At 53.1% G+C, this 26,284-nt stretch carries 21 protein-coding genes; 11 read left to right on the top strand and 10 right to left on the bottom strand.

The window, feature by feature from the left end; all coding sequences use genetic code 11:
- Nucleotides 1-216 precede the first annotated feature (216 nt).
- The gene (gene mobB, locus IBT46_RS22780) at nt 217-744 is read right to left on the bottom strand and encodes a molybdopterin-guanine dinucleotide biosynthesis protein MobB (RefSeq protein ID WP_200547517.1); all 528 of its coding nucleotides are present in this window, start codon (nt 742-744) and stop codon (nt 217-219) included.
- Nucleotides 745-758: 14 nt separating this feature from the next.
- A complete protein-coding gene (gene mobA, locus IBT46_RS22775) occupies nt 759-1,343 on the bottom strand; it encodes a molybdenum cofactor guanylyltransferase MobA (protein WP_200547516.1) in 585 nt (194 codons plus the stop codon).
- A gap of 76 nt (nt 1,344-1,419) precedes the next feature.
- Here mobA and IBT46_RS22770 point away from each other — a divergent pair, with 76 nt between their 5' ends.
- The 4 genes from IBT46_RS22770 to polA all read left to right on the top strand — a co-directional run bounded on the left by IBT46_RS22770 (nt 1,420) and on the right by polA (nt 6,657).
- Entirely contained in the window at nt 1,420-1,689 is a 270-nt protein-coding gene (locus tag IBT46_RS22770; protein WP_105594396.1) for a YihD family protein, read from the top strand.
- Nucleotides 1,690-1,771: 82 nt separating this feature from the next.
- Entirely contained in the window at nt 1,772-2,764 is a 993-nt protein-coding gene (locus tag IBT46_RS22765; RefSeq protein WP_200547515.1) for a serine/threonine protein kinase, read from the top strand.
- A gap of 48 nt (nt 2,765-2,812) precedes the next feature.
- On the top strand, nt 2,813-3,442 hold the full coding sequence (dsbA, locus tag IBT46_RS22760) for a thiol:disulfide interchange protein DsbA (protein ID WP_200547514.1): 630 nt from the start codon (nt 2,813-2,815) through the stop codon (nt 3,440-3,442).
- Nucleotides 3,443-3,858: 416 nt separating this feature from the next.
- The gene (polA, locus tag IBT46_RS22755) at nt 3,859-6,657 is read left to right on the top strand and encodes a DNA polymerase I (protein WP_200547513.1); all 2,799 of its coding nucleotides are present in this window, start codon (nt 3,859-3,861) and stop codon (nt 6,655-6,657) included.
- A 467-nt stretch (nt 6,658-7,124) separates the two neighbouring features.
- On the opposite strand, the gene yihA is transcribed toward polA, so the two are convergent.
- On the bottom strand, nt 7,125-7,760 hold the full coding sequence (yihA, locus tag IBT46_RS22750; RefSeq protein WP_200547512.1) for a ribosome biogenesis GTP-binding protein YihA/YsxC: 636 nt from the start codon (nt 7,758-7,760) through the stop codon (nt 7,125-7,127).
- 553 nt (nt 7,761-8,313) lie between these two features.
- Between yihA and yihI the strand changes: the two genes are divergently transcribed.
- Nucleotides 8,314-8,844 (top strand): Der GTPase-activating protein YihI, encoded by a 531-nt coding sequence (yihI, locus tag IBT46_RS22745; RefSeq protein ID WP_105594401.1) that lies wholly within the window; start codon nt 8,314-8,316, stop codon nt 8,842-8,844.
- Nucleotides 8,845-9,159: 315 nt separating this feature from the next.
- A complete protein-coding gene (hemN, locus tag IBT46_RS22740; protein ID WP_200547511.1) occupies nt 9,160-10,533 on the top strand; it encodes an oxygen-independent coproporphyrinogen III oxidase in 1,374 nt (457 codons plus the stop codon).
- A 63-nt stretch (nt 10,534-10,596) separates the two neighbouring features.
- On the opposite strand, the gene glnG is transcribed toward hemN, so the two are convergent.
- The 3 genes from glnG to glnA all read right to left on the bottom strand — a co-directional run bounded on the left by glnG (nt 10,597) and on the right by glnA (nt 14,736).
- Nucleotides 10,597-12,006: a nitrogen regulation protein NR(I) gene (gene glnG / locus IBT46_RS22735; RefSeq protein WP_105594403.1), complete on the bottom strand. Its 1,410-nt coding sequence runs from the start codon at nt 12,004-12,006 to the stop codon at nt 10,597-10,599.
- A gap of 7 nt (nt 12,007-12,013) precedes the next feature.
- Entirely contained in the window at nt 12,014-13,063 is a 1,050-nt protein-coding gene (gene glnL / locus IBT46_RS22730) for a nitrogen regulation protein NR(II) (protein ID WP_105594404.1), read from the bottom strand.
- 263 nt (nt 13,064-13,326) lie between these two features.
- Nucleotides 13,327-14,736: a glutamate--ammonia ligase gene (glnA, locus tag IBT46_RS22725; RefSeq protein WP_105594405.1), complete on the bottom strand. Its 1,410-nt coding sequence runs from the start codon at nt 14,734-14,736 to the stop codon at nt 13,327-13,329.
- A gap of 437 nt (nt 14,737-15,173) precedes the next feature.
- Here glnA and typA point away from each other — a divergent pair, with 437 nt between their 5' ends.
- From typA to fabY, 5 genes are all read left to right on the top strand, one after another.
- The gene (gene typA, locus IBT46_RS22720) at nt 15,174-16,994 is read left to right on the top strand and encodes a ribosome-dependent GTPase TypA (protein WP_200547510.1); all 1,821 of its coding nucleotides are present in this window, start codon (nt 15,174-15,176) and stop codon (nt 16,992-16,994) included.
- Nucleotides 16,995-17,127: 133 nt separating this feature from the next.
- Nucleotides 17,128-17,724: a glucose-1-phosphatase gene (gene yihX / locus IBT46_RS22715; protein WP_200547509.1), complete on the top strand. Its 597-nt coding sequence runs from the start codon at nt 17,128-17,130 to the stop codon at nt 17,722-17,724.
- 2 nt (nt 17,725-17,726) lie between these two features.
- Nucleotides 17,727-18,599 (top strand): virulence factor BrkB family protein, encoded by an 873-nt coding sequence (locus tag IBT46_RS22710; protein WP_200547508.1) that lies wholly within the window; start codon nt 17,727-17,729, stop codon nt 18,597-18,599.
- The gene (gene dtd / locus IBT46_RS22705) at nt 18,596-19,033 is read left to right on the top strand and encodes a D-aminoacyl-tRNA deacylase (protein WP_200547507.1); all 438 of its coding nucleotides are present in this window, start codon (nt 18,596-18,598) and stop codon (nt 19,031-19,033) included. The genes IBT46_RS22710 and dtd overlap by 4 nt, the downstream gene beginning before the upstream one ends.
- 59 nt (nt 19,034-19,092) lie before the next feature.
- Complete coding sequence (fabY, locus tag IBT46_RS22700) at nt 19,093-20,031, top strand: fatty acid biosynthesis protein FabY (protein ID WP_105594410.1); 939 nt, start codon at nt 19,093-19,095, stop codon at nt 20,029-20,031.
- A gap of 82 nt (nt 20,032-20,113) precedes the next feature.
- Here the strand turns inward: fabY and IBT46_RS22695 are convergent, their stop codons facing one another.
- From IBT46_RS22695 to trmH, 4 genes are all read right to left on the bottom strand, one after another.
- Entirely contained in the window at nt 20,114-21,790 is a 1,677-nt protein-coding gene (locus IBT46_RS22695; protein WP_200547506.1) for an AsmA family protein, read from the bottom strand.
- A gap of 128 nt (nt 21,791-21,918) precedes the next feature.
- Nucleotides 21,919-23,304, bottom strand: coding sequence for an NCS2 family protein (locus tag IBT46_RS22690; protein ID WP_200547505.1), 1,386 nt, complete (start codon nt 23,302-23,304; stop codon nt 21,919-21,921).
- 112 nt (nt 23,305-23,416) lie between these two features.
- Complete coding sequence (gene recG / locus IBT46_RS22685) at nt 23,417-25,498, bottom strand: ATP-dependent DNA helicase RecG (protein WP_200547519.1); 2,082 nt, start codon at nt 25,496-25,498, stop codon at nt 23,417-23,419.
- Complete coding sequence (trmH, locus tag IBT46_RS22680; RefSeq protein WP_200547504.1) at nt 25,498-26,193, bottom strand: tRNA (guanosine(18)-2'-O)-methyltransferase TrmH; 696 nt, start codon at nt 26,191-26,193, stop codon at nt 25,498-25,500. Before trmH ends, recG begins: the two co-directional genes overlap by 1 nt.
- Nucleotides 26,194-26,284: the final 91 nt, after the last annotated feature.

The following is a 26,284-nucleotide window of genomic DNA, read 5'->3' as shown; positions in this document are numbered from 1 at the left end:
ATGCGAGAGTAGGGAACTGCCAGGCATCAAATCAAGCAGAAGGCCATCCGTGAGGATGGCCTTTTTGCGTTTGCACACCGTATAACCCCCGTTTATGCCCCTGATGTGACCCTCTGCCAGCCGGTTTTCCGATTTCTGGCACCCGTTTTCGCTCAAAAATATGTTTCAGTCCGGCCCCGGTGTTACCGGTAGTCTGTTTTACCACCGTATTCAGCATCACGAAAACTGCGTACCCTGATTTATCTGCGTCGACATCCAGACTTGAATAAAATCAGCAACCTCAGCAACGTTGTTTAAATCCAGACAGGCCATATCGAACTCAATATCAACGTCGCTGGCAACAGCAATCGTCCATTGATCCAGTTGTAAGGGGAGTGGTTTACCTGAACCGGACCGATGCAGGACAATTTTTGCGACTTCTTCCTGCTTAAATCCTTCCACCAGAATAAGATCTAGCATCGAAGCATCCATTCTGCTGGCAAGATAATGCAGATCGAGCGCATCCTGCTGTGGCGTTTCTGTCATTAAAGCCCAACGTAACTGACTGGCAACCAGTACCTGATCGGCCCCCGCTTTACGCAGCTCATAACTGTCCTTCCCCGGCGTATCAATTTCCAGCTGATGATGAGTGTGTTTGATCAACCCACAGCGGATACCCCGTGATTTGAGTTCGGGAATTAGCAGTTTAAGCAGCGTTGTTTTTCCTGTGCCGCTCCATGCGGAGATAGCCAGAAGTGGGATCATTATGTGAATTCCTTTCAGTTTTTAAGATCTTCGGGATGATTAATATTATTGAAGGCGGTACCGGCGTTGCTGAACAGCACACCGTGCCCGCCAGCCTGCTGTAAAAAAAGCAGTAGCCTGCGGTTACCACAATCAAGATACTGGCGAAGCTGTTTTGCCAGACTGCGATGCATCAATGCCAGCGCCGGGTGATCCCGCTGTTCAGATCGAGCCCAGACCGCCGGCGCGCCGTTTTTGTTACGCCATAGATGCGAAACCATATTGTCGGGCAGTTGCGGGGTATCACAGGAAGAAAAGGCAACCCATTCTGTATCGGCCTGCTCGAGCGCTGCGAGCATACCCGCCAGTGGGCCGGGAAAATCCGGCATTGTATCGGTGATAACCGGAAAGCCACTCTGTTGATATTCCGCAAGGTTACGATTGGCATTAATCCATACAGTATCAACCTGGGGTTTTAAACGCTGCAACACGTGGTGATAGAGCGGCTGCTGATGCCAAACGATCAGCCCTTTATCCTGGCCTCCCATTCTGCTACCGCGGCCGCCAGCGAGGATCACTCCGGTGATAGCCGGACGTTCAGAGTTTGAGTTAATAGCCATTCTTTATGTCCTTTGCTCAAGTTTGGCGTGTAGATTGATATCGTAACTGAAGTGCATTTATACGGGGAACAACAATATGAAATGCCATCGCCTCAATGAACTTATCAGCCTGTTACAGCCTGCATGGCAGCAGGAACCCGATCTCAATCTTGTACAGTTTTTGCAAAAAATGGCCGATGAGGCAGGATTTAAACAGCCAATTGAAGAACTTACGGATGATGTTCTGATCTATCACCTTAAGATGCGGGGCAGTGATAAAAGTGCGGAAATTCCCGGATTAAAGAAAGACTATGAGGATGATTTCAAGACAGCACTGCTTCGCGCTCGTGGGGTGATTAAAGATTAAATCTGCTCCTGGAGCCGAAGCCACCGGTATTTGATGATATTCTTAGCGGCTATACTTACGCATTTATCAATGAGCCTGCCGGATGACAGAAGCTGCTTTTAACTTCCAAACGCTTACCCCCGATACCATCCTCGATGCATTATGGGATACCGGCCTGCGGGTTGAATCCGGGCTGACGGCGCTGAATAGCTACGAAAACCGCGTGTATCAATTCACCGATGAAGATAAACGCCGCTATGTTGCAAAGTTTTACCGTCCTCAGCGCTGGTCGCAGCAGCAGATTGAAGAAGAACATCAATTCTCCGCCGAACTACTGGCGGATGAAGTCCCCATCGCCGCGCCGTTAAATTTGCAGGGGAAGATGCTGCATCAGCATCAGGGTTTTTGGTTCGCTGTTTTCCCCAGCCTTGGTGGCCGTCAGTATGAGACGGATAACTACGATCAGCTGGAATGGGTTGGCCGTTTCCTTGGTCGCATTCATCAGACAGGGCGCAGAGAAACGTTTGTACATCGGCCGACAATCGGTCTGGCGGAATATGTCGATCAACCCCTGCAAATACTGGCCAGCAGCGCGCTGGTTCCTAAGGGGCTGAAGGATAGTTTATTAGCCTCTATCGAGCGGCTACGCACAACTTTACAAAACTGCTGGCATACTCAGTGGCGGCCGCTGCGTCTGCACGGTGATTGCCATCCGGGAAATATTCTGTGGCGGGATGGTCCGCTTTTTGTCGATCTGGACGATGCCCGTAATGGTCCTGCAGTGCAGGATTTATGGATGCTGGTTAACGGCGATCGGCAAGAACAGCTGATCCAGTGGGATATTTTACTTGAAGCTTACAGTGAGTTTTGTGACTTTGATGCTCACGAATTGTCACTGATTGAGCCTTTACGTGCTATGCGGATGGTTTATTATCTGGCGTGGGTCGTTCGCAGATGGGACGACCCGGCTTTCCCAGGTAGTTTCCCGTGGATGACGGATGAGGATTTCTGGCGTCGCCAGATTTCCATATTTAATGAGCAGGACAAGCTGCTGCAGGAACCTCCGTTGCAGCTGATGCCTGATTTCCAGGTGTGATCACCCTTTGGTACGCCTACTGAGTAGTAACTAGGAGAGAGTTTCACGATGAAAAAAATTTGGTTTGCACTTGTCGGTATGGTTCTGGCATTCAGCGCATCTGCTGCACAGTTTACCGATGGTCAGCAGTACGTCACGCTGGACAAACCCGCTTCCGGAGAGCCGCAGGTCCTGGAGTTCTTTTCATTCTTCTGCCCGCACTGTTATGAATTTGAGCGCGTCTGGCACGTTAGCGACGCCGTAAAAAAAGGCCTGCCGGCTAATGCAAAAGTGACCAAATACCATGTTGAATTCTTAGGTGGCGACATGGGTAAAACCGTCACTCAGGCGTGGGCCGTAGCCATGGCGCTGGGCGTGGAAGATAAAGTGACTGCGCCTATTTTCGATGGTATTCAGAAAACCCAGACGATTACCGATCCTGCCAGCCTGAAGGATACCTTTGTAAAAGCCGCCGGTATCAAGCCTGAAGATTATGACGCTGCATGGAATAGCTTTGTAGTGAAATCACTGGTCGCGCAGCAAGAAAAAGCGGCTGTTGATGTTGATCTTCGCGGCGTTCCGGCCATGTTCGTTAACGGTAAATATATGGTTAACAACGGTGGCCTGGATACCAGCTCAATGGATAACTATGTTCAGCAGTACGCGAACGTGGTGAAATTCCTGATCGGCCAGAAGTAATTAATCTGCTTAAATCGCCGGCTATCAGGCCGGCGTTTTTTTTGCCCGTTTACTAGCAAATCAGACGGAATGAATTAAAATCTATCTCGGTTCTACACCATTCGTTTTCAGCGTTCGTCGCTACGCCTTTAACTAATATCCACATAATAATAATTCCGCTAAGGCCATTTTAAGTTAGCGGTTTTTCGTGTATCACATTGAATATTATGGTTATAAAATTCACTCTTGTTATTCTCTTTTCGCGAATAAAGAAGAGTTATTGAATTTACACACAAACTTATCCACAGGATAATTTGTCGAGATGCTACGCAAAACGGCAATTGTTCTGTCAATTATGGCCATTGCGGTTTTATCTTTGATATCGAGCTGTGGCATCCTTAACACCAATCCAAAACTAATCAAGAACGTGACGACCTATGGCTCAAATTGCAGAAAACCCGCTGATCCTGGTAGATGGCTCTTCCTACCTGTACCGCGCTTACCATGCGTTCCCCCCACTGACCAATAGTGCTGGTGAACCTACCGGAGCAATGTATGGCGTACTGAACATGCTGCGCAGTCTGCTACTGCAATATAAGCCGAGCCACGTAGCGGTGGTATTTGATGCTAAAGGCAAAACGTTCCGTGACGAACTGTTCGAAGAGTACAAATCCCATCGCCCTCCGATGCCCGATGACCTCCGCGCACAGATAGAGCCGCTGCACACTATGGTGAAGGCCATGGGGCTGCCGCTGCTGGCTGTATCCGGAGTGGAAGCCGATGACGTGATTGGTACGCTGGCACTGGCGGCTGAAAAAATGGGGAAACCCGTCCTGATCAGCACCGGCGATAAAGATATGGCTCAGCTGGTCACGCCGAATATCACGCTGATCAATACCATGAACAATGCCATCCTTGGCCCGGAAGAGGTGGTGGAAAAATATGGTATTCCCCCATCGCTGATTATCGACTTTCTGGCGCTGATGGGTGACTCGTCGGACAACATTCCTGGTGTACCCGGCGTGGGAGAGAAGACCGCGCAGGCGCTGCTTCAGGGGCTGGGCGGCATTAAGGATATTTACGCCAATCTCGACAGTGTTGCTGGTTTAACCTTCCGCGGTGCGAAAACCATGGCGGCGAAGCTGGAACAAAACAAAGAGATGGCGCTGCTATCCTATCAGCTGGCTACCATTAAGACTGACGTTGAGCTGGATCGGACCTGTGACCAGTTGACCGTCAATGAGCCGGCGACGGAAGAACTGCTGGCCCTGTTTAAGCAGTATGAGTTCCGCCGCTGGATTGTCGATCTGGAAGAAGGTAAATGGCTACAGGGTAAAGTGGGCGGAACCTCCGCACCGAAAGCGAAAGCCGCACCTGCTGCTGAAGCTGCCGCCGCTGAGGAACAGCCCGCCAGCGTACTGTCATCTGACGGTTACATCACCATTCTTGATGAAGAGACCTTTGAAAGCTGGCTGCAAAAACTCCAGCGTAGCGAGCTCTTTGCTTTCGACCTGGAAACCGACTCTCTGGATACGCTGAGTGCCAATATCGTGGGTCTGTCTTTTGCTATCGCACCGGGTGAAGCGGCTTATCTTCCGGTAGCGCATGATTATCTGGATGCTCCCGATCAGCTGGATCGCAGCAGCGTGCTGTCACGTCTTAAACCACTGTTAGAAGATAATAACGCGCTGAAAGTTGGGCAGAACCTGAAATACGACCGTGGCGTGCTGAAAAACTATGATATTGAATTAAAAGGTATTCGTTTTGATACCATGCTGGAGTCCTATGCACTGAATAGCGTGGCGGGCCGCCATGATATGGATACCCTGGCATTACGCTGGCTGAACCATAAAACGGTGACCTTTGAAGAGATTGCCGGTAAAGGTAAGAATCAGCTGACTTTTAATCAGATAGCCCTCGAGCAGGCGGCACACTACGCGGCAGAAGACGCCGACGTAACGCTACAGCTGCATCTGAAAATGTGGCCTGAACTGGAGAAAGAGCAGGGGCCTAAAGCCGTTTTCGACCAGGTCGAAATGCCGCTGGTGCCGGTTATCTCACGCATTGAGCGTAATGGCGTGCTGATCGACCAGAGCATACTGGCCGCACATTCAAAAGAGCTGGGGACGCGGCTGGCGGAGCTGGAACTGCGGGCTCATGAGCTTGCTGGTGAGCCGTTTAACCTGTCTTCACCGAAGCAGCTGCAAACGATTCTGTTTGAAAAGCAGGGCATCAAACCGACCAAGAAAACGCCGGGCGGCGCGCCGTCGACCAGTGAAGAAGTGCTTGCCGAGCTGGCCCTCGACTATCCCCTGCCTAAGGTAATCCTTGAGCACCGTGGTTTATCTAAGCTGAAGTCGACCTATACCGACAAGCTGCCACAGATGATCAATCCGCTTTCTGGCCGCGTGCATACTTCTTACCACCAGACGGTTACAGCGACCGGAAGGCTCTCTTCCAGCGATCCTAACTTGCAAAATATTCCGGTGCGCAACGACGAAGGGCGTCGCATCCGTCAGGCGTTTATTGCTCCGAAAGGGTACGTCATCGTCGCCGCCGACTATTCCCAGATTGAACTGCGCATCATGGCGCACCTGTCTCAGGATAAAGGGCTGCTGACTGCATTCGCTAATGAGCAGGATATTCACCGTGCGACCGCTGCGGAAGTCTTTGGTGTATCGCTGGACAGCGTGAGCGGTGAACAAAGACGTAGCGCGAAAGCGATCAACTTTGGTCTGATTTACGGCATGAGCGCGTTTGGTTTGTCGCGGCAGCTTAACATTGGCGCTGGTGAAGCGAAGAAATATATGGACCTCTACTTCGAGCGTTATCCGGGGGTATTGCAGTATATGGAGAGTACCCGTGAGCAGGCCGCTGAAAAAGGCTACGTTTCAACTCTGGACGGCCGTCGGCTGTATCTGCCGGATATCAAAGCCAGCAATGTGATGCGTCGTAAGGCGGCGGAACGCGCAGCGATTAACGCCCCGATGCAGGGGACTGCGGCGGATATTATTAAACGGGCAATGATTGCCGTTGACGAGTGGCTGCTCCAGCAAGCTGACCCCGCAGTGAAGATGATTATGCAGGTACACGATGAACTGGTATTTGAAGTCAGAGCGGATGCCGTTGATGCTGCTTCAGATAAGATTCGCCAACTGATGGAAAGCAGTATGAAACTGGATGTGCCGCTGCGTGTCGATGTCGGCGTTGGCGATAACTGGGATCAGGCACACTAATCTCTTATGCAAGAGGCCGGGTAGTCATTTCTCCCGGCCTGAAACATCGATAAGAAAATAATCTATTTAATCGTTTCAGCTTCTGACCCTGCATATACTGTGGTTACCAGTAACGCTAACCATTTCAGCTAAAAGCATTTTTTAAGTAATTAAGCTACAGAAAGGGCGTCGTTATGTGACGAATGTTGGATCTTGACTGTCGTTTTCTGAAAATTAACTACAAAAAACCCTTTTTAGCGCTCAAAAAATCATGTAGAGTTTATCTCGTAGGGTACAGAGGTAAGATGTTCTATCTTTCAGACCTTTTACTTCACGTAATCGGATTTGGCTGAATATTTTAGCCGCCCCAGTCGTTATGACTGGGGCGTTTTTTATTGGGCGCCGTACAGGAATTTGCGCAATAACTGCTCGAATACGAGCGGCAGAACAACAGAAAGCTGGCCTGCCAAAAGATGACTGAAACGGTGTTACTCGTCGATTCCATCTTCTTCGGTTGCCGGCGGGATATCGCGATACCAGCTATCCAGCTTCTGGCTCAGCTTATCCACGCCAATTTTCTTCAGCGACGAGAAGACTTCAACATCCACCGTGCCGAGGAATGATTTCGCTTCTTCACGAACGGCGTTCAGCTGTGCTTTACGCGCCCCGGAAGCCAGCTTGTCGGCTTTAGTCAGCAGGATCAGTACTTCAATTCCGCTCTGTACGGCCCACATAACCATCTGACGGTCGAGATCTTTCAGCGGATGGCGAATATCCATCAGGACTACCAGCCCCTTCAGGCATTGGCGCTTTTGCAGGTATTCTGCCAGCGATCGCTGCCACTTCAGCTTCATCTCTTCCGGCACTTCGGCATAACCATAGCCGGGAAGATCCACCAGTCTGTAGCCTTCGGCAACCTGGAACAGGTTGATTAACTGGGTACGGCCAGGTGTTTTACTGGTTCGGGCAAGGCCTTTCTGATTTGTCAGCGTATTGAGCGCGCTGGATTTACCCGCGTTTGAACGCCCGGCAAAAGCAACCTCAATGCCGGTATCGGCAGGCAGATGGCGGATATCCGGGGCGCTGGTGACAAAATGGGTGACATGATAATTCCAGCCAGACAAAATAAAGTACTCCAGGAAAAAAAGTGAATTGCGTCGATTATACCCTGTATGATCGAAAAGCGCCCGATAAGACATAATAACCCTGGTATTCTCTGTGAGATATTTGCCATAAAACGTGGCGGCACTCTCTGCTTTTTTTTCTTCCACCCATTAAAATATTCTTTAATTTCATGTGATTATTTTTTTCACATCCAAAAAATAACTAAAATTAAAAGCACGGCCTTGATAGTCGGATTAGTTAGTCTACATTTGTAATCAGAAACAGGCAGTTTCACTTCAGGATGAAGCGCTCATTGAGCATCAGGACGATGAAGAGCAGGGAAAGGAGAGTGCGAAAGGATCGCACAGCAGGATGGGAGCTCACCGGGACGTGGGCACTTTGCAAAGGAAAACCGGGACGTTGGCTGCTAAAATGGATGCTGACACCGTCAGCCCTTCTGTGGAAGGTGCGAAAAAAGGCGACAGGGTGACCTGCCGCCTTTTTTCTTTCTCTGCTTTCTGCTAGATTCCGCCGCAATTCTATACTGAAGATAAACGTCTGAGAGCAGAAACCATGAAGCAACCTGCACGCACGCCACAGGGACAAAAACCTGCTGCAAAAAATAAGCGTAAATCCCGTGATGAACTGAATCAGGAAGCGCGCGATCGTAAACGTGATAAAAAACGTAGCGGCAACGCAACCGGCAGCCGATCTAATCCTGTTGCAGAGAGCCAGAAACCCAGCAGCAGTAGCAAAACTAAAGATCCGCGCATCGGTAGCAAAAAGCCCATCGCACTGGGTGGAGATGCCGTTGCTGCAAAACCGGCTAAGCCCGCCAAAGCACCTAAAGTTCAGCCGGAGAAAAAACCGCGCCTGACGCCGCAGGAAGAACTGGCGATGCTGGAAAATGACGAACGCCTGGACGCATTACTGGATCGTCTGGAAAACGGTGAGTCGCTGTCCGCGGAAGATCAGGCATGGCTCGATCAGGCCCTGGATCGCATCGACGTACTGATGGAACAGCTGGGCATTGCACTGGATGATGATGTCGAAGACGACGCTGCGGAAGAAGATATGTATCGCCTGCTGAAGGGTGGGAACTGATTTTTTATCTCTGCTCCTGCGGGGGGATTCGCTCTCCATTGTAGGGAAAGGAAGGGTGTGCGTGCCCGGCATTCTGCATCTGATATTGACGTAAATTGAGGCAGGGCAATTCTGCTCTGCCTGTAATAACCGGTTTCTCTGCTGATGATTTGGCCTGGATCAATTATTGCGCTGATTCTGCTGTGCTGGCTGGGGTGGTTGTTCGTTAAACTACAGCGGTTATCGCGCCTGAAAGCACGGCTGCGTAGCAGGATCGTCAGCCGGCCTCTCCCTGTCCCGCGACGGTCTGCCCGAAAGCGTAAAAGGTAGGCGAGCATGCAGATACAGAAAGCAGAATGGGATCTCCCGTTAATTCAGAAGTACAACATCTCCGGTCCACGTTACACCTCTTATCCAACGGCTCTGGAATTCAGCCAGGATTACGATGAAAGCGCTTTTGTACGCGCGGCGTCGCGTTATCCCGATCGGCCACTGTCTCTCTATCTGCATATCCCGTTTTGCCATCAGCTCTGCTATTTCTGCGGCTGTAACAAACAGGTGACGCGTCAGCAGCACAAAGCCGATGCCTACCTGGATGCGCTGGTGCAGGAAATCGCGGCTCGCGCCCCGTTGTTCAGCCAGCGCATCGTCAGCCAGATGCACTGGGGCGGCGGTACGCCGACTTTTCTGACTAAGGCGCAAATCAGCAGGCTGCTGGGTACTCTGCGGCAGCATTTTACATTTGCTGCTGATGTGGAAATGTCGATTGAGGTCGATCCGCGCGAAATCGAACTGGATGTACTGGATCACCTGCGTGAAGGGGGATTCAACCGTCTGAGTATGGGCGTGCAGGATTTTAACAAGCAGGTTCAGCAAAGCGTTAACCGGGTACAGGATGAGGCAATGATATTCGCCCTGATGGCCCGGGCGCGTCAGCTGGGCTTTACCTCCACCAATATCGATCTGATCTACGGTCTTCCCCATCAGACGGCAAAGAGCTTTGCATTTACCCTGCAAAAGGTAGCCGATCTTAATCCGGATCGCCTTAGCGTATTTAACTATGCTCATCTGCCAGAACTGTTTGCGGCTCAACGCAAGATCCGCCAGGAAGACTTACCCGATGCGCAGCAGAAACTGGATATTCTGCAGCAGACGATTTCGTCACTGACCGCTCAGGGCTATGAATTTATCGGTATGGACCACTTCGCTCGCCATGATGACGAACTGGCTATCGCACAGCGCGCCGGAAAGCTGCATCGCAACTTCCAGGGATATACCACTCAGGGAGACAGCGATCTGTTAGGTATGGGCGTTTCGGCAATTAGCATGATCGGGGATAGCTATGCGCAGAACCAAAAAGAGCTGAAGCATTATTACGCCGCGATTGAGCAGGATAAAACAGCGCTCTGGCGCGGGTTACAGCTCACGGATGATGACTGTATCCGACGTGATGTGATTAAGAGCCTGATGTGCAATTTCTCGCTGTCATTTGCAGCGGTTGAAACGCAGTGGGGAATCGATTTCCAACGCTATTTTGCGGACGATCTGCACCAGCTGCAGCCGCTGATTGCCGACGGGCTGGTGGATAGCCACCAGAAGGGCCTTCAGATAACGCCTAAGGGGCGATTGCTGGTAAGGAATATCTGTATGTGCTTTGACAGCTATCTGCGCCAGAAAGCCCGCAGGCAGCAATTTTCGCGAGTGATTTAATTCAGCCAGTAAAAAGGCGAGCCGCAAGCGGCTCGCCCAGTGTATAACCGGCCAGAATAAACGTTATTCCATTCCCAGTTCTTTCAGCTTGCGGGTGAGCGTATTGCGTCCCCAGCCAAGCAGGCGAGCAGCTTCCTGCTTGTGGCCCTGAGTATGGCGCAGTGCGGTGGTCAGCAGCGTGCGTTCCATTTCCGGCTGTGCTTCGGACAGCAAATTTTGATGACCGGAACGCAGCGCTCTGTCGGCCCACTGTGCCAGTAGCGTGGCCCAGCTATCCGGCAGAGACTGGCTCGGGCTGTCCGGTGTCGACGTCTCAAACAGTTCCGGTGGCAGATCCTGAATCAGCACTTCCTGACCGGCCGCCATCACCGTCAGCCAGCGGCAGGTGTTTTCCAGCTGGCGCACGTTACCGGACCAGTGAAGGCGGGTCAGCGCAGTTTCCGTTTCCGGATGCAGAATTTTCGCTTCCACGCCCAGCTCCCGTGCAGCGACCTGCAGGAAATAGCGCGCCAGGCGCGGAATGTCTTCGCGGCGTTCACGCAGCGGCGGTAAATGCACGCGAATAACGTTCAGGCGGTGGAATAAATCCTCGCGGAATTTCCCTTCCTGCACGCGCATTTCCAGATTCTGGTGGGTTGCCGCGATAATTCGTACGTCCACCTTCACCGGGGCATAGCCACCCACGCGATAAAACTGTCCGTCTGCCAGTACACGCAGCAGCCGGGTCTGGACATCCAGCGGCATATCACCAATTTCATCAAGGAACAGCGTACCGCCGTCCGCCTGCTCGAAGCGGCCCTGGCGAATTTGATTTGCGCCGGTAAATGCCCCTTTTTCATGGCCGAACAGCTCGGATTCAATCAAATCCTTAGGAATAGCGGCCATATTAAGCGCAATAAACGGCGCCTTTGCCCGAGGGCTGTGGCGGTGCAGCGCGTGCGCGACTAACTCTTTACCGGTACCTGACTCACCGTTGATCAGCACGCTGATCGAGGAACGGGAGAGGCGGCCGATAATGCGAAAGACATCCTGCATGGCCGGCGCTTCACCGATGATATCGGTGGTTGGCCCGCTGGCAGGTTGATTGCGCGGCTGCTGCTGTTCCTGATAGTGGCTGATAGCACGCTCAACCAGCGCTACCGCTTCGTCGATATCAAACGGTTTAGGCAGATAATCAAACGCACCCTGCTGGTATGCGCTAACGGCGGCATCCAGATCGGAATGGGCGGTCATGATAATCACCGGCAGCATCGGATGACGCTGTTTAATCTGTTTCAGCAGTGCCAGTCCGTCCATGCCCGGCATGCGAATATCTGATAATAAAACGTCTGGGGTTTTGGTTGCGAGTGCATCCAGCACCTCATTGCCACTTTCAAATGTGACACAACTTAAACCGGCTCCAGTGAGCGCGCGTTCAAGCACCCAGCGGATGGAGCTATCGTCATCGACGATCCAAACTATCCCTCGTTGCATAGAAACCTCACTGGCGAATAGGCAGATAAACTGAGAACTCAGTGTGTCCTGGCCAACTGTTGAACTCTATTTTCCCGGAATGCTGGTCTATCAGGCTGCGGGCGATCGACAGCCCCAGCCCGGTGCCGCCTTCGCGGCCGCTGACCATCGGGTAAAACAGCGTATCCTGCAGTTGTGCCGGGATGCCCGGGCCGTCATCTTCAATATCGATGCGCGCCACCAGGCGATAGCGTGTACCGTGCAGCGTGAGCTGAAACGCCGTACGGGTACGTAGCGTAATGGTTCCACCCTGGTCGCCCAGCGCCTGTAGCGCGTTACGGACGACGTTAAGCAGAACTTGTTCGATTTGGTCGGGATCGTGTGGCAGCTCGGGCAGGCTGGGATCGTAATCCCGTACCAGAGAAACGTTATCGGGCAGCTCCATAGAAACCAGATTGACCACGCGTTCAGCCACCTGGTGGATACTTTGAGTAACGTGCATTCCCGGCTGCTGAGGGCCCAAAAGGCGATCGACCAGATTGCGCAGGCGGTCTGCCTGTTCAATGATCACTTTGGTGTATTCGGTTAAACCCGGATCGGGGAGCGCTTTGGCCAGCAGCTGTGCTGCACCGCGTAATCCTCCCAGCGGATTTTTAATCTCATGCGCCAGACCGCGAACCAGATCGCGGGCAGCGACCTGTTGCGCATGCTGCAGCTGCTCCTGGCTCAGACGACGCTGATTATCCATTGGCGCCATTTCCATCAGAATCAGACCATCCGGCAGGCGCTGTGCGGTCAGCGACATAATATGGGCGCGACTGTCGACCACCAGGGTCACTTCGCTGTCAGTGAAACCCTGACCTGCATCCAGGTTCTCGAGCATCACTTCAATATTGAGAGAAAAATAACCAATCAGTTCCGGTAACGGCGTACCGAACAGCTTGCGGGAACTTTGCGCCAGCAATTGCTGCGCTGCGGGGTTGGCATAATGAATCACCAGCTCGCTATCAACTAACAAAATGCTGTTGATCAGTGAATTGAGAATCTGCCCAGCATCGGGCAGAGCGCCAGTTGCCATAAAGCGTTCTCCTGAGTCATTCGCGCGCACCAATTTAGTGCATTATAGTCATTTAACCCGGAAATCATCGTGTGAAACGATGAATTTGTGGAGAAAAAAGCCCATCCGAAGATGGGCTGAAAGTTTCCACGGCAACAAAATCCCAGGCGTTTATCGTGCTGGAGCTTGGCGGGTTCCTTAATCTCACCCACATGGCGATGCCATGCGGGTTTGGTCTTGGTTGCCGCCTCTCAGCGACAGGATATTCGCCGGGCTACTACTAATTAAACGCTGTAGTACAGTTCGAACTCGACTGGGTGCGGAGTCATACGAACGCGGTCCATTTCTTCCTGACGCAGGGCGATGTAGGCATCGATAGTGTCTTCGGTGAACACGCCGCCGCGGGTCAGGAACTCACGGTCTTCGTTCAGTGCAGCCAGTGCTTCGTCCAGAGAACCTGCAACTTTTGGAATCTCAGCTTCTTCTTCCGGAGGCAGGTCGTACAGGTTTTTGTCCATTGCATCGCCAGGGTGGATCTTGTTGATGATACCGTCCAGGCCAGCCATCAGCAGTGCAGCGAAGCACAGGTATGGGTTAGCCGCTGGGTCCGGGAAGCGCGCTTCGATACGGCGTGCTTTCGGGCTGGTAACCACTGGGATACGGATTGAAGCTGAACGGTTACGGGCAGAGTAAGCCAGCATTACTGGCGCTTCGTAGCCTGGGACCAGACGCTTGTAAGAGTTGGTGGTTGGGTTTGCCAGGGCGTTGATCGCTTTAGCGTGCTTGATAACACCACCGATGTAGAACAGCGCCATTTCAGACAGGCCGCCGTATTTGTCACCGGCGAACAGGTTGGTGCCGCCTTTAGACAGAGACATGTGGCAGTGCATGCCGGAGCCGTTGTCACCAAACATTGGCTTAGGCATAAAGGTTGCTGTTTTGCCATAAGCGTGAGCCACGTTGTGAACAACGTATTTGTAGATCTGAATTTCGTCCGCTTTTTTGGTCATGGTGTTGAAGCGGGTAGCCACTTCGTTCTGACCCGCAGTTGCCACTTCGTGGTGATGCGCTTCAACAACCAGGCCCATCTGCTCCATGGTCAGACACATAGCAGAACGGATGTCCTGTGAAGAGTCGACCGGTGGCACTGGGAAGTAGCCGCCTTTCAGACCCGGACGGTGGCCTTTGTTGCCGCCTTCGTATTCTTTACCGGTGTTCCAGCAGGCTTCGATATCATCGATAGCAACGTGAGAACCTGAAGTGCTGCTGCCGAAACGAATGTCATCGAACAGGAAGAACTCTGGCTCTGGTCCAAACAGCACGGTATCCGCGATGCCGGAAGAACGCAGGAAGTCTTCAGCGCGCTTAGCGATGGAACGCGGGTCGCGGTCGTAGCCCTGCAGCGTGCCTGGCTCAAGGACGTCACAACGGATGATCAGGGTAGAGTCGGCGAAGAACGGATCGATCATCGCAGTAGTCGCGTCTGGCATCAGCACCATGTCGGATTCGTTGATGCCTTTCCAGCCACCAATCGAGGAACCGTCAAACATTTTGCCTTCTTCGAAGAAGTCAGCGTTTACCTGATGAGCGGGAATAGTCACGTGCTGCTCTTTACCTTTAGTGTCGGTAAAACGCAGGTCAACAAATTTGACTTCGTGCTCGTTCATCATCGACAGAACGTGTTCAGCGGACATACTTAACTCTCCTGGATTTTGTCATTGTCGTCGTGGTTAGAGAACTTAACGGGCGCGCTTTGCGTTTGGCTGCGCTGACTCCGAAAATTAAAGTCCTCTGACAAGCTATCAACCGTTGTGGAAACTGGCATTTTTCGCTTACAGATACTAAAGCGAAATCTATGCCAACTTTTTTATTCAGTGCAAAAAGCGCTATGATGCGCCCTCTCGAAAGACGAGGAGTGCACCATGATGGAAAATGCGCACTGTTTTGGTGCTTTTGTATGATTGCTGGGCACCATTTTGGTGCAATTTTGCCATGCAGTGCAATCTTTGCACTGAAAATGGCATCAAATGCAATCCGAACAGTTAAATTTCTATGAAATATGTGATCCTGTTCAGTCCTTCGATTAATCCGTGTACAATAGCGCGCTATTTCTAATGCCTGAGGCAAAGCTGTGATCGAAAATTTGCGTAACATCGCCATTATTGCCCACGTTGACCATGGTAAAACTACCCTGGTTGACAAGTTGCTGCAGCAGTCCGGGACCTTCGATGCCCGTACCGAAGCAACCGAACGCGTAATGGACTCCAACGATTTGGAGAAAGAGCGTGGGATTACCATCCTCGCAAAAAACACCGCCATTAAATGGAATGACTATCGCATCAACATCGTAGATACCCCAGGACACGCCGACTTCGGCGGTGAGGTAGAGCGTGTGATGTCAATGGTTGACTCGGTGCTGCTGGTTGTGGATGCAATGGATGGCCCTATGCCGCAAACCCGCTTCGTGACCAAAAAAGCCTTCGCTAATGGTCTGAAGCCGATTGTAGTTATCAACAAAGTTGACCGCCCTGGTGCGCGTCCAGACTGGGTTGTCGATCAGGTGTTTGACCTGTTCGTGAACCTGGATGCCACTGATGAGCAGCTGGACTTCCCGATTATCTATGCTTCTGCATTGAACGGTATCGCGGGTCTGGATCACAACGATATGGCGGAAGACATGACCCCGCTGTATCAGGCAATCGTTGATCGCGTATCGCCACCACAGGTTGAGCTGGAAGCGCCACTGCAGATGCAGATCTCGCAGCTGGACTACAACAACTACCTGGGCGTAATCGGTATCGGTCGTATCAAGCGCGGTAAGGTTCGCCCTAACCAGCAGATCACCGTAATCGACAGCGAAGGCAAAACTCGCAACGCTAAAGTCGGTAAAGTTCTGACCCACATGGGCCTGGAGCGTATCGAAGCATCAGAAGCGGAAGCGGGCGACATCATCGCCATCACCGGTCTGGGTGAGCTGAACATCTCTGACACTATCTGCGACCCGCAGAACGTGGAAGCGCTGCCGGCCCTGAGCGTTGATGAACCAACCGTAACCATGTTCTTCTGCGTTAACACCTCTCCGTTCTGCGGTAAAGAAGGTAAGTATGTGACTTCACGTCAGATCCTCGACCGTCTGAACAAAGAGCTGGTGCATAACGTGGCACTGCGTGTTGAAGAAACCCCGGACGCCGATGCGTTCCGTGTTTCTGGTCGTGGTGAGCTGCACCTGTCAGTTCTGATCGAAAACATGCGTCGTGAAGGTTTCGAACTGGCGGTATCCCGTCCGAAAGTTATCTTCCGTGAGTTCGAAGGCCGTAAGCAAGAGCCATTCGAAAACGTGACCCTCGACATCGAAGAGCAGCATCAGGGCTCCGTGATGCAGGCGATGGGTGAGCGTAAAGGCGACATGAAAAACATGGACCCGGATGGTAAAGGCCGCGTGCGTCTTGACTACGAGATCCCAAGCCGTGGTCTGATCGGTTTCCGTAACGAATTCATGACTATGACTTCCGGTACCGGCCTGCTGTACTCCACCTTCAGCCACTACGACGACGTTCGTCCGGGCGATGTGGGCCAGCGCCAGAACGGCGTACTGATCTCTAACGGCCAGGGTAAAGCGGTAGCATTCGCCCTGTTCAGTCTGCAGGATCGCGGTAAGCTGTTCCTGGGCCACGGTGCAGAAGTGTATGAAGGCCAGATCATCGGTATTCACTCACGTTCTAACGACCTGACCGTGAACTGCCTGACCGGTAAAAAACTGACTAACATGCGTGCTTCCGGTACTGATGAAGCCACCACTCTGGTTCCACCACAGAAAATGACTCTGGAGCAGGCTCTGGAATTCATCGATGATGACGAACTGGTAGAAGTGACTCCGCAGTCCGTACGTATCCGTAAACGTCACCTGACTGAGAACGATCGTAAACGCGCAAACCGCGGACCGAAAGAGTAATAACTCGTCGAATCAGTGAACAAAGGCCGGAGCAATCCGGCCTTTTTTTTGTCCACAGTTTCCCACCGTTACCTGTTCAGCCCCCGTTTTTACCGCTAGAGTGAATAACTCAGCGGAACAAAAGGAGAGGGCTATGCTGTATATCTTTGATCTCGGTAATGTCATTGTAGATATTGATTTCAGACGGGTTTTAGGTGCCTGGAGCGATCTCGGCCGCGTACCGCTGGCGACGCTACAAAGCCGTTTCCGTATGGACGAATCATTTTTCCGGCACGAACGTGGTGAAATCAGTGACCAGCAGTTCGCGGCAGAAATGTGTGAGCAGTTGGATATCGCCCTGAGTTTTGAGCAGTTTGCTGCCGGCTGGCAGGCGGTATTCGCAGGCGTGCGTCCGGAAGTGATTGCCATCATGCACAAACTGCGGGAGCAGGGCGATCGTGTTGTTATTTTGTCTAACACCAACCGGCTGCACTGCGAATTCTGGCCAACGGAATATCCTGAAGTTAAAAACGCCGCTGATAAAATTTACCTGTCGCAGGAAATGGGGCTGCGTAAGCCTGACCCTGAAATTTATCAACGCCTGCTTAATGAAGAAGAAGCCTCCGTGCAGGACGCTATCTTCTTCGATGATAATCTTGAGAATATTGAGGCTGCACGAGCGTTAGGTATCCACAGCGTCCATGTGACCGATGCCAGCGTGGTGCCGGCGTTTTTCTCCGACCGTAAATAGTCATGCGTTTGTTTAGCCATATTCGCCATCGCCTGCATGCTGTCTGGCAGTATGTAAAACTACTGTGGCGGCGGACGGATGAAGACGGCATGACCATGCTGGCAGGCCATCTTGCCTATGTGTCGCTGCTGTCTCTGGTGCCGCTGGTTGCCGTGGTGTTTGCGCTGTTCGCGGCTTTTCCGATGTTTTCGGAGGTCAGCACGCAGATTAAGGACTTTGTTTTCAACAACTTTGTCCCGGCGGCGGGAACGACTATCCAGAGCTACCTTGAGCAGTTCGTGGCTAACGTCAATAAAATGACCACGGTCGGCGTGGGTGGACTGATCGTCACCGCACTGCTACTGATGTATTCGATAGATTCTGCGCTCAACACGATTTGGCGGAGCAAAAAAAAGCGACCGCTGATTTACTCGTTTGCCATCTACTGGATGATCCTGACTCTGGGGCCACTGCTGGTGGGGGCAAGCCTGGCAATCAGTTCTTACCTGCTTTCACTGCACTGGGCCACGGTCAGCGGCGTTTCCTGGGCAATCGACATGATGCTGCGTATTTTCCCGCTGCTGCTCTCCTGCCTTTCATTCTGGTTACTTTACAGCATCGTCCCCACCACTGAGGTTGCCGCGCGTGATGCACTTGTCGGTGCGCTGGTTGCAGGGGTACTGTTTGAGCTGGGGAAAAAGTGTTTCGCCCTCTATGTTACGATGTTCCCCTCGTACCAGTTAATTTATGGGGTACTGGCCGTTATACCCATTATATTTTTATGGGTTTACTGGACCTGGTGTATCGTACTGTTGGGGGCTGAAATCACGGCTTCGCTGGGTGATTACCGTCAGCTAAAACAAGAAGAACAAGAAAAAGAGAACGAGGAACTATGATTGCCTTAATTCAACGGGTGCTTGCTGCCAGCGTGACGGTAGCAGGCGAAACCATCGGGGAAATCGGGCCTGGACTGCTTGTCCTGCTCGGCGTGGAAAAAGGGGATAGCCCTGAAAGTGCGCGTAAGTTGGCCAGTAAGGTGCTTGGTTACCGTATTTTCGGTGACGAGAACGACAAAATGAATCTGAACGTGCAGCAGGCAAAGGGTAGCGTGCTGGTGGTGTCGCAGTTTACGCTGGCTGCCGATACACAAAAGGGTCTGCGCCCCAGTTTCTCCGGCGGCGCAGAACCGGCAGAGGCTGAAAAACTTTATGAGTATTTCACTTCCTGCTGTCGCGAACAGGGGATTACGACGGAAACCGGGCAATTCGCTGCAGATATGAAAGTGGCGCTGGTTAATGATGGCCCGGTAACCTTCTGGTTGCAGGTTTGACGCAGCTGGCCGAACGGCAAAGGAACAGCCTGGCGAGCTCAGACAGAGAGAATCACTTTATGTATCACCTCCGGGTGCCAGAAACCGCAGAAGAGTTAGATACCTACTATCAGTTCCGCTGGGAGATGCTGCGTAAACCACTGCATCAGCCTATGGGATCTGAGCGTGATGCCTGGGATGCCCTTGCGCATCACCAAATGGTGGTCGATGAGCAGGGGAATCCCGTAGCCGTCGGCAGACTGTACATTAACGCTGATAACGAAGCGGCAATTCGCTTTCTGGCCGTACATCCCTCGGTACAGGGTAAAGGGCTTGGCACGCTGGTGGCGATGACGCTGGAGTCCGTTGCCCGGCAGGAAGGCGTCAAGCGAGTGGTGTGTAGCGCCCGTGAGGATGCCGTTGACTTCTTCTCCAAGCTTGGCTATCTCAATCAGGGCGAGATCACCGCGCCACAAACCACGCCGGTTCGCCATTTCCTGATGATAAAACCGGTGGTGACGCTGGATGATATTCTGCACCGTGCCGACTGGTGTGGCCAGCTTCAGCAGGCATGGTATGAACACATCCCCCTCAGCGAAAAAATGGGCGTGCGTATTCTGCAGTATACCGGGCAGAAATTTGTCACCACCATGCCTGAAACGGGTAACCAGAACCCTCACCATACGCTGTTCGCCGGTAGCCTGTTCTCCCTGGCTACGTTAACCGGGTGGGGGCTGATCTGGCTGCTGCTGCGTGAGCGCCACCTGGGTGGGACTATCATTCTGGCCGACGCGCATATCCGCTACAGCAAACCTATCAGCGGCAGGCCCGGTGCGATTGCCGATCTGGGTTCGCTCAGCGGTGACCTGGATCGTCTTGCCCGTGGACGCAAGGCGCGCGTGCAGCTGGAAGTTGAACTGTTCGGCGATGATGAATCCGGCGCGGTATTTGAGGGCGTATACATTGTTTTGCCTGCCGATCCCGACGGACCACTGGAATCTGGGGGTTCCGGGCAGTAATTAATATAAAACAGGTGATTAGCCAGTTTGTTTCCCAATGGTCCAAACTGGCAATTTCCAATAGTTTCAACGTCTACCGTTATTAATTACTGTGCACTTCACCGTTCACCATCCGCTGCTGCACGGAATTATCAGCAGAGGTGGCGGAAAGCGTAGCGTTAACAGTAGGTTTTAACGGTTTATCCTGTTGCAGCAGGGCCTGACCGCTTAATTGTAGATTGCCTTTGCTCTGCGGAAGCGGTGACCATCCCCAGTTCTGCAACAGGTTAAATGCGACCTGGCGACCATTCAGCGTAAAGGATGTGTTTCTGTCAGGTTGTTGGCTTATTTTGGCATTACCTTCCAGCATGCCGTCACCACTAAAAGCGCTCATCTCAGTGAAGTTAATACTATTTTCATCTGCGGCCAGGGTGAGTGAAGGGTGACGCAAGTCAACGCGATTGAAGGTGGCTTCAGCCGCATTCAGGCTCAGATTTCCCGCCCAGATCCCCCACTGGTGGTTGTGCGCCAGCAGCAGATTGCTGCCGGTGCCTTCCAAAGACGTCATCTGGAAAGGGAATGTCGGATCGATATCGATGATCAGATTGCGATTAGCGCTGAATTTCTTAATTTCAACGCTATCCAGCCAGCCCGGTAGCGCTTGCATCCAGCGCTCACGCCAGGTTGAGGGGAGCGTGTACTCCAGACCCGCGATGACCACTTCATCCAGGCTCAGCTTTTTATCGCTGCGGTTCCAGCTGCCCTGGGCGCGGAGCAGGCCGTTAACCCAGCGAGAGCTGAACTGCGAAAGCTCAATACCCTGCGGAGAAAAATCCAGATTTGCAATGGGATCGTCCAGCTGCAGGCTCCCGTTGACAACACTACTGGCGTTCATCGCCAGCGATCCGCCATCACTCTGCCAGTCACCGTGGCTCAGCGTGATATTTTTCAGCACTAAATCCAGATCGGTGACCGCCCAGTCGCGCCCTTCCAGGCGTGCATCGGTGACATCCACTCTGCCCAGTCGAACCTCAGGAATAGAGAGCAGAGGCTGTAAAAAATCACTCAGCGTCTTATCACTTTGCAGGCGGATGCTGTTCAGGCGCAGGCTGGAAACCTGCCAGTTGCCGGCCGCATCACGGCGGGCATTTGCCGTCGCCGATCCCCGAGCGACATCTGCACCAAGGTTGCTAATCGTCCATTCCCGTCCTTTCACATTGCCTTCAATGAGCGCATTCGCCGCCGGTACGCCATTCAGCATCAGCGATCCGGCGCTGATCTGGAAGGTGGCCTGATAGTCTGGACGTTCAGTCGCTTCTGGCTGCCAGGGAATAATACCGCCATCCACCCGCTGAGCCTGTAATGACCAGTTATTCCGGGAGCGATTAAGCGCCATCTGACTAAGCTGGAGTCGGTCGGCCTGTAAAGAAACCGGCGGATTGCCGTTATTCAGATTGAGCGTTCCCTGGTTCAGCCGGATGCTGGAGAAATGAAGTGGATTGCTGAATTGCTTGAGGCTCAGACCGAGGTTGACGCGTTTAGCGACCAGCGTAGCGGGCTGACCATCCCGGCCAAAGGCAACGTTATCAAGCAGGAGATGGCTGGGATTAGAAAAGTCATGCTCTATTTTACTCATAGAGAGCTGATAGGCGCTGTCATCGCTAATCTGGCGGCTAATCCATCCTGCACCCCATTGGGTTTGCAGCAGCACATAAAGAGCAACGATGACCAGCAGTAACACCAGTAGCAGCGTGAGCAAAACTTTTCCGAGAAATTTCATTGCAACCATCCCGTGGAAAATCGGTAATGGCTTGTTATGCCTGATTTATCGCCGTTTCTCAACCGGGAAGGCACTTGCAGGGCGGAAATTATCCGCCCTGTATTCGTACGACTAAGACCGCTGCGGAATTATTTTTCCTGCGGGAACACCAGATTCAGAACAATAGCAGTGATCCCGCCTGCCGCGATGCCGGAAGAGAGCAGCGTTTTCAGCCAGTCTGGCGCGAACTGCAGGATCAGTGGCTGCTGTGATACGCCCAGCCCAACCGCCAGCGACAGGGCAATAATCATAATCGCGCGGCGGTTTAACGGCTCACGTGACACGATGCGCACTCCGGAAGCGGCAATCGTACCAAACATGACAATTGTTGCACCGCCGAGTACCGGTTCAGGAATATGCTGCACAAAACCACTTACCGCCGGGAACAGTCCCAGCACAATCAGCATCAGTGCCACCACAAACCCTACGTAGCGGCTGGCAACGCCGGTCAGCTGGATCACGCCGTTATTCTGTCCGAAGCAGGAGTTTGGAAAGGTATTAAACAGTGCGGAAACGCAGGAGTTAAGGCCGTTCGCCAACACGCCGCCCTTGAGTCGCTTCATATACAGCGGGCCACTGACCGGCTGTTCTGAAACGTCAGAAGTCGCGGTAATGTCGCCAATAGTTTCCAGAGAGGTCACCATAAATACCAGCATCAGCGGAATTAACAGGTTCCAGTCGATACCCAGCCCGTAATAGAACGGCATCGGAATCGCCACCAGGGAGGTATTGGTCGGCGTTGTGTCTGCCGGCAGCATACCCAGCGCCCACGCCAGCAGATAGCCAACGGCCATGGCAATAACCAGCGAGGCAACGCGCAGATAAGGATTACGCTGGCGATTCAGCAGAATAATGACCGCCAGAACGGCTCCGGCCAGCAGCAGATTTTTTGGTGCGCCGAAGGTGTGATCATTCATCGCCGCATAGCCGCCGCCGATAGAGGTCAGTCCAACCTGAATCAGCGACAGACCGATGATCATCACCACAATGCCGGAAACCAGCGGGGTAATGACCCGGCGTGCCAGGTGCAGAACGCGGGACAGGGCCATCTCGGTACAGGAAGCAAGCATCAATGTGCCAAACAGCGCGGCCATCATGGTTGGGACGTCAGCACCACCGTTTTTCAGCGCCAGCCCGCCCATAATCAGCGGAGAGACAAAGTTAAAACTGGTGCCCTGGATAGAAAGCAGCCCGGAACCCACCGGTCCCCAGGTTTTAATCTGCAGAATGGATGCCACGCCGGAAGCAAACAGGGACATGCTGATGATGTGCTGCGTGTCCTGGGCTGGTAAGCCGAGAGCCTGGCAAATCAACATTGCCGGTGTAATGACCGCAACGAACATCGCCAGCAGGTGCTGACACGCGGCAAACAGGGTCTGAGGGAGCGGTGGGCGGTCTTCAAGACGATAAATCAACTCACTTTTGCTCACCGAAGAAGGTTGGCGGGCAGCGGCATCATGGGCATCAACGGACATGTTTGGGGTTCCAGCGGTAATAAAGTGGCGATTTTAATCTTCTGCCGTTTAAAAGCAAACGTTTGCTGATGATGAAAGTTGACGCGGAAGTCGGCGAATAAGGGTGCGCATTTCAGGCGTTGGTGTAGCGCTCGGTTTCAGGAAGCCAGCGCTCAATTAAGGCCTGTGCCTGCTGGGGATAGTGCTGGTGGATATGGCGAGCCACGCGCTGAACTTCCGGAATCATCGCGCCATCGCGCAGGAGATCGGCCACCTTAAACTCGGCATTGCCGGTCTGACGCGTACCCAGCAGCTCACCAGGGCCGCGTATTTCGAGATCGCACTGGGCAATAACAAAACCGTCATTGCTGTCGCGCAGAACCTGCAACCGTTTTTGCGCCGTTTTGCTAAGCGGTGCCTTATACAGCAGTACGCAATGAGAGGCGACAGCGCCACGCCCGACGCGCCCGCGCAGCTGATGGAGCTGTGCCAGGCCCAGCCGTTCCGGGTTTTCAATAATCATCAGGCTGGCATTGGGAACATCAACCCCAACTTCAATCACGGTGGTGGCAATCAACAGCTGGATTTCACCGGCCTTAAATGCCTGCATCACCGCCAGTTTTTCCGCCGGCTTCATGCGGCCGTGCACCAGACCAACCTGCAAATCGGGCAGTGCCAGCTTTAGCTCTTCCCAGGTGGCTTCAGCCGCCTGGGCTTCCAGCAGTTCCGACTCTTCAATCAGCGTACATACCCAGTACGCCTGACGGCCTTCCGTACTACAGGCACTTTTAACACGGGCGATGATATCCGCACGGCGCGTATCCGGGATTGCTACGGTAGTCACGGGTGTTCGACCCGGCGGTAGTTCGTCGATGGTGGAGGTATCGAGATCGGCATAGGCGGTCATCGCCAGGGTCCGCGGAATGGGCGTGGCGGTCATGATCAGCTGGTGCGGATGGAATCCCTGCTCTTCACCTTTTTCCCACAGTGCCAGACGTTGATGAACGCCAAAGCGATGCTGTTCATCGATAATGACCAGTGCCAGTCCGTTAAACTGCACCTGCTCCTGAAATATGGCGTGAGTACCGACAATCATTGATACCTGCCCGCTGGCAATCGCTTCCTGCTGGGCAAGGCGAGCCTTACCTTTCTGTTTTCCTGCCAGCCAACCCACTTCAATTCCTAATGGAGCAAACCACTGGCGGAAGTTATTTGCGTGCTGTTCAGCCAGCAGCTCTGTGGGGGCCATCAGTGCCACCTGTCTGCCCCAGGCAATCACATTAAGTGCAGCCAGCGCGGCTACCAGCGTTTTACCTGAACCAACGTCGCCCTGTACGAGGCGCATCATTGGGTAATCTTTTGCGAGGTCAGTTTCTATTTCACGGCCAACGCGTTGTTGAGCGCCGGTAGGACGGAACGGAAGTGCAGCCAGTAATTTATCGCTCAGCGAGTGGCGGGGCGTCATGGCAAGTGCGTGATAGCGCTGGGCCCCGGCGCGGACTGCCAGCATGCTGAGATTGTGAGCCAGCAGTTCTTCCATAATTAACCGGCGCTGAGCGGGATGTGTGCCGCTGTCGAGATCGCTCAGGGCGATATCCGGTGGAGGGCGATGCAGCGTGCGTAGCGCTTCCGGCAGTCCAATCAGTCCCTGGCTTAGCTCGGGAGGCAGTAGTTCGGCAATGGCGCAAGTGTCCAGCAGGGCAAGCGCCTGGTCGGTCAGGTTACGCAGCGTAGCCTGGCGGATTCCCTCGGTAGTGGAGTAGACCGGGGTCAGTGTTTCCTGTAGACCGGTGACGCCTTGTTCTCCCTGAATCTTATATTCAGGATGAATGATTTCCGCCCCGCGCTGACCACGTTTGATTTCACCATAGGCGGTAACGCGTCGCCCGACAGCGAGGCTGTTTTTCATTCCGGCATTAAAGTTGAAGAAACGCAGCGTCAGCACGCCGGTGCCATCGCTAATCTGGCAGGTCAGCATGCGGCGACGGCCAAAGCTGATGTCGCAGTGCAGCACGTCACCTTCAACGGTGGCAAAGATGCCCGGTAGCAGATCGTTAATCGTATAGAGTTGGGTACGGTCTTCATAACGCATCGGTAGATGCAGTAGCAGATCCTGTACGGTAAGCAGGCCAATTTTTGCCAGCTTTGCTGCCTGACTGGCGCCCACGCCGGTGAGCGTGTTCAGCGGAATGGCATCCAGCAGGCGGCCCTGCATTATTTCGTCGCCTTTGACTGCATGGTTGCCCACCATTCCGGGTCCGCTTCCACTTCACCACGGTCATTGATCACCGGATAGGGCAAACCTTTCTGTTTGGCAACGCGAGCCAGGACAGGGTAGCCGCCTTCAAACAGCAGTCGCTGCTGCTCGGCGTAAGCCAGCGTACTTTCTTTACGCTGGTACATACCGGCATTCTGGCGCTGGCGCTGGGCTTCATACAGGATCAATGCTGATGCTACGGAGACGTTCAGTGACTGCACCATACCAATCATGGGGATGATGATATCCTGGTCGGCAAGCTCCAGTGCTTCCCGGGTGATACCGGTTTTTTCCTGGCCCATCAAAATACAGGTAGGGCGGGTATAGTCAATTTCGCGAAAATCGACGGCTTTATCCGACAGATTGGTGGCCAGAATTTGCATATCCTGGCTTTTGAGATGCTGCACGGCTTCAGAAATGGTTCGGTGAGTTTTTACCTGCACCCAACTGTTGCTACCGGCTGCGGATGACACCATGGTACGCATGCGGCTACCGGGCCAGACGGCATGCACTTCATGCACGCCAACGGCATCGGCAGTTCGGATCACCGCGGAAACGTTATGGGGCTTGTGCACCTGCTCCATACAAACCGTCAGATCGTGCTGGCGCGCGGCGAGCATCTCACGGATACGGGCATAACGTTGTGCATTCATGCGAAGAATAACTCCCTGAAAATAGTAATTCCGTCGCGGTACGATAAATCGACGATCGGGTGAAAGGCGACAGGAGCGGATCGGCGCTCCT

Origin of the sequence: Erwinia sp. S38 (genome assembly GCF_016624545.1) — a bacterium.
GTDB lineage: Bacteria > Pseudomonadota > Gammaproteobacteria > Enterobacterales > Enterobacteriaceae > Erwinia > Erwinia coffeiphila.
This window is presented reverse-complemented; position numbering and strand designations above follow the sequence as displayed.

What these genes read in the sequence shown, in the direction of transcription:
- mobB (WP_200547517.1), bottom strand. Translation starts at nt 744, where the DNA reads ATGATCCCACTTCTGGCTATCTCCGCATGGAGCGGCACAGGAAAAACA.
- mobA (WP_200547516.1), bottom strand. Translation starts at nt 1,343, where the DNA reads ATGGCTATTAACTCAAACTCTGAACGTCCGGCTATCACCGGAGTGATC.
- IBT46_RS22770 (WP_105594396.1), top strand. Translation starts at nt 1,420, where the DNA reads ATGAAATGCCATCGCCTCAATGAACTTATCAGCCTGTTACAGCCTGCA.
- IBT46_RS22765 (WP_200547515.1), top strand. Translation starts at nt 1,772, where the DNA reads ATGACAGAAGCTGCTTTTAACTTCCAAACGCTTACCCCCGATACCATC.
- dsbA (WP_200547514.1), top strand. Translation starts at nt 2,813, where the DNA reads ATGAAAAAAATTTGGTTTGCACTTGTCGGTATGGTTCTGGCATTCAGC.
- polA (WP_200547513.1), top strand. Translation starts at nt 3,859, where the DNA reads ATGGCTCAAATTGCAGAAAACCCGCTGATCCTGGTAGATGGCTCTTCC.
- yihI (WP_105594401.1), top strand. Translation starts at nt 8,314, where the DNA reads ATGAAGCAACCTGCACGCACGCCACAGGGACAAAAACCTGCTGCAAAA.
- hemN (WP_200547511.1), top strand. Translation starts at nt 9,160, where the DNA reads ATGCAGATACAGAAAGCAGAATGGGATCTCCCGTTAATTCAGAAGTAC.
- glnG (WP_105594403.1), bottom strand. Translation starts at nt 12,006, where the DNA reads ATGCAACGAGGGATAGTTTGGATCGTCGATGACGATAGCTCCATCCGC.
- glnL (WP_105594404.1), bottom strand. Translation starts at nt 13,063, where the DNA reads ATGGCAACTGGCGCTCTGCCCGATGCTGGGCAGATTCTCAATTCACTG.
- glnA (WP_105594405.1), bottom strand. Translation starts at nt 14,736, where the DNA reads ATGTCCGCTGAACACGTTCTGTCGATGATGAACGAGCACGAAGTCAAA.
- yihX (WP_200547509.1), top strand. Translation starts at nt 17,128, where the DNA reads ATGCTGTATATCTTTGATCTCGGTAATGTCATTGTAGATATTGATTTC.
- IBT46_RS22710 (WP_200547508.1), top strand. Translation starts at nt 17,727, where the DNA reads ATGCGTTTGTTTAGCCATATTCGCCATCGCCTGCATGCTGTCTGGCAG.
- dtd (WP_200547507.1), top strand. Translation starts at nt 18,596, where the DNA reads ATGATTGCCTTAATTCAACGGGTGCTTGCTGCCAGCGTGACGGTAGCA.
- fabY (WP_105594410.1), top strand. Translation starts at nt 19,093, where the DNA reads ATGTATCACCTCCGGGTGCCAGAAACCGCAGAAGAGTTAGATACCTAC.
- IBT46_RS22695 (WP_200547506.1), bottom strand. Translation starts at nt 21,790, where the DNA reads ATGAAATTTCTCGGAAAAGTTTTGCTCACGCTGCTACTGGTGTTACTG.
- IBT46_RS22690 (WP_200547505.1), bottom strand. Translation starts at nt 23,304, where the DNA reads ATGTCCGTTGATGCCCATGATGCCGCTGCCCGCCAACCTTCTTCGGTG.
- recG (WP_200547519.1), bottom strand. Translation starts at nt 25,498, where the DNA reads ATGCAGGGCCGCCTGCTGGATGCCATTCCGCTGAACACGCTCACCGGC.
- trmH (WP_200547504.1), bottom strand. Translation starts at nt 26,193, where the DNA reads ATGAATGCACAACGTTATGCCCGTATCCGTGAGATGCTCGCCGCGCGC.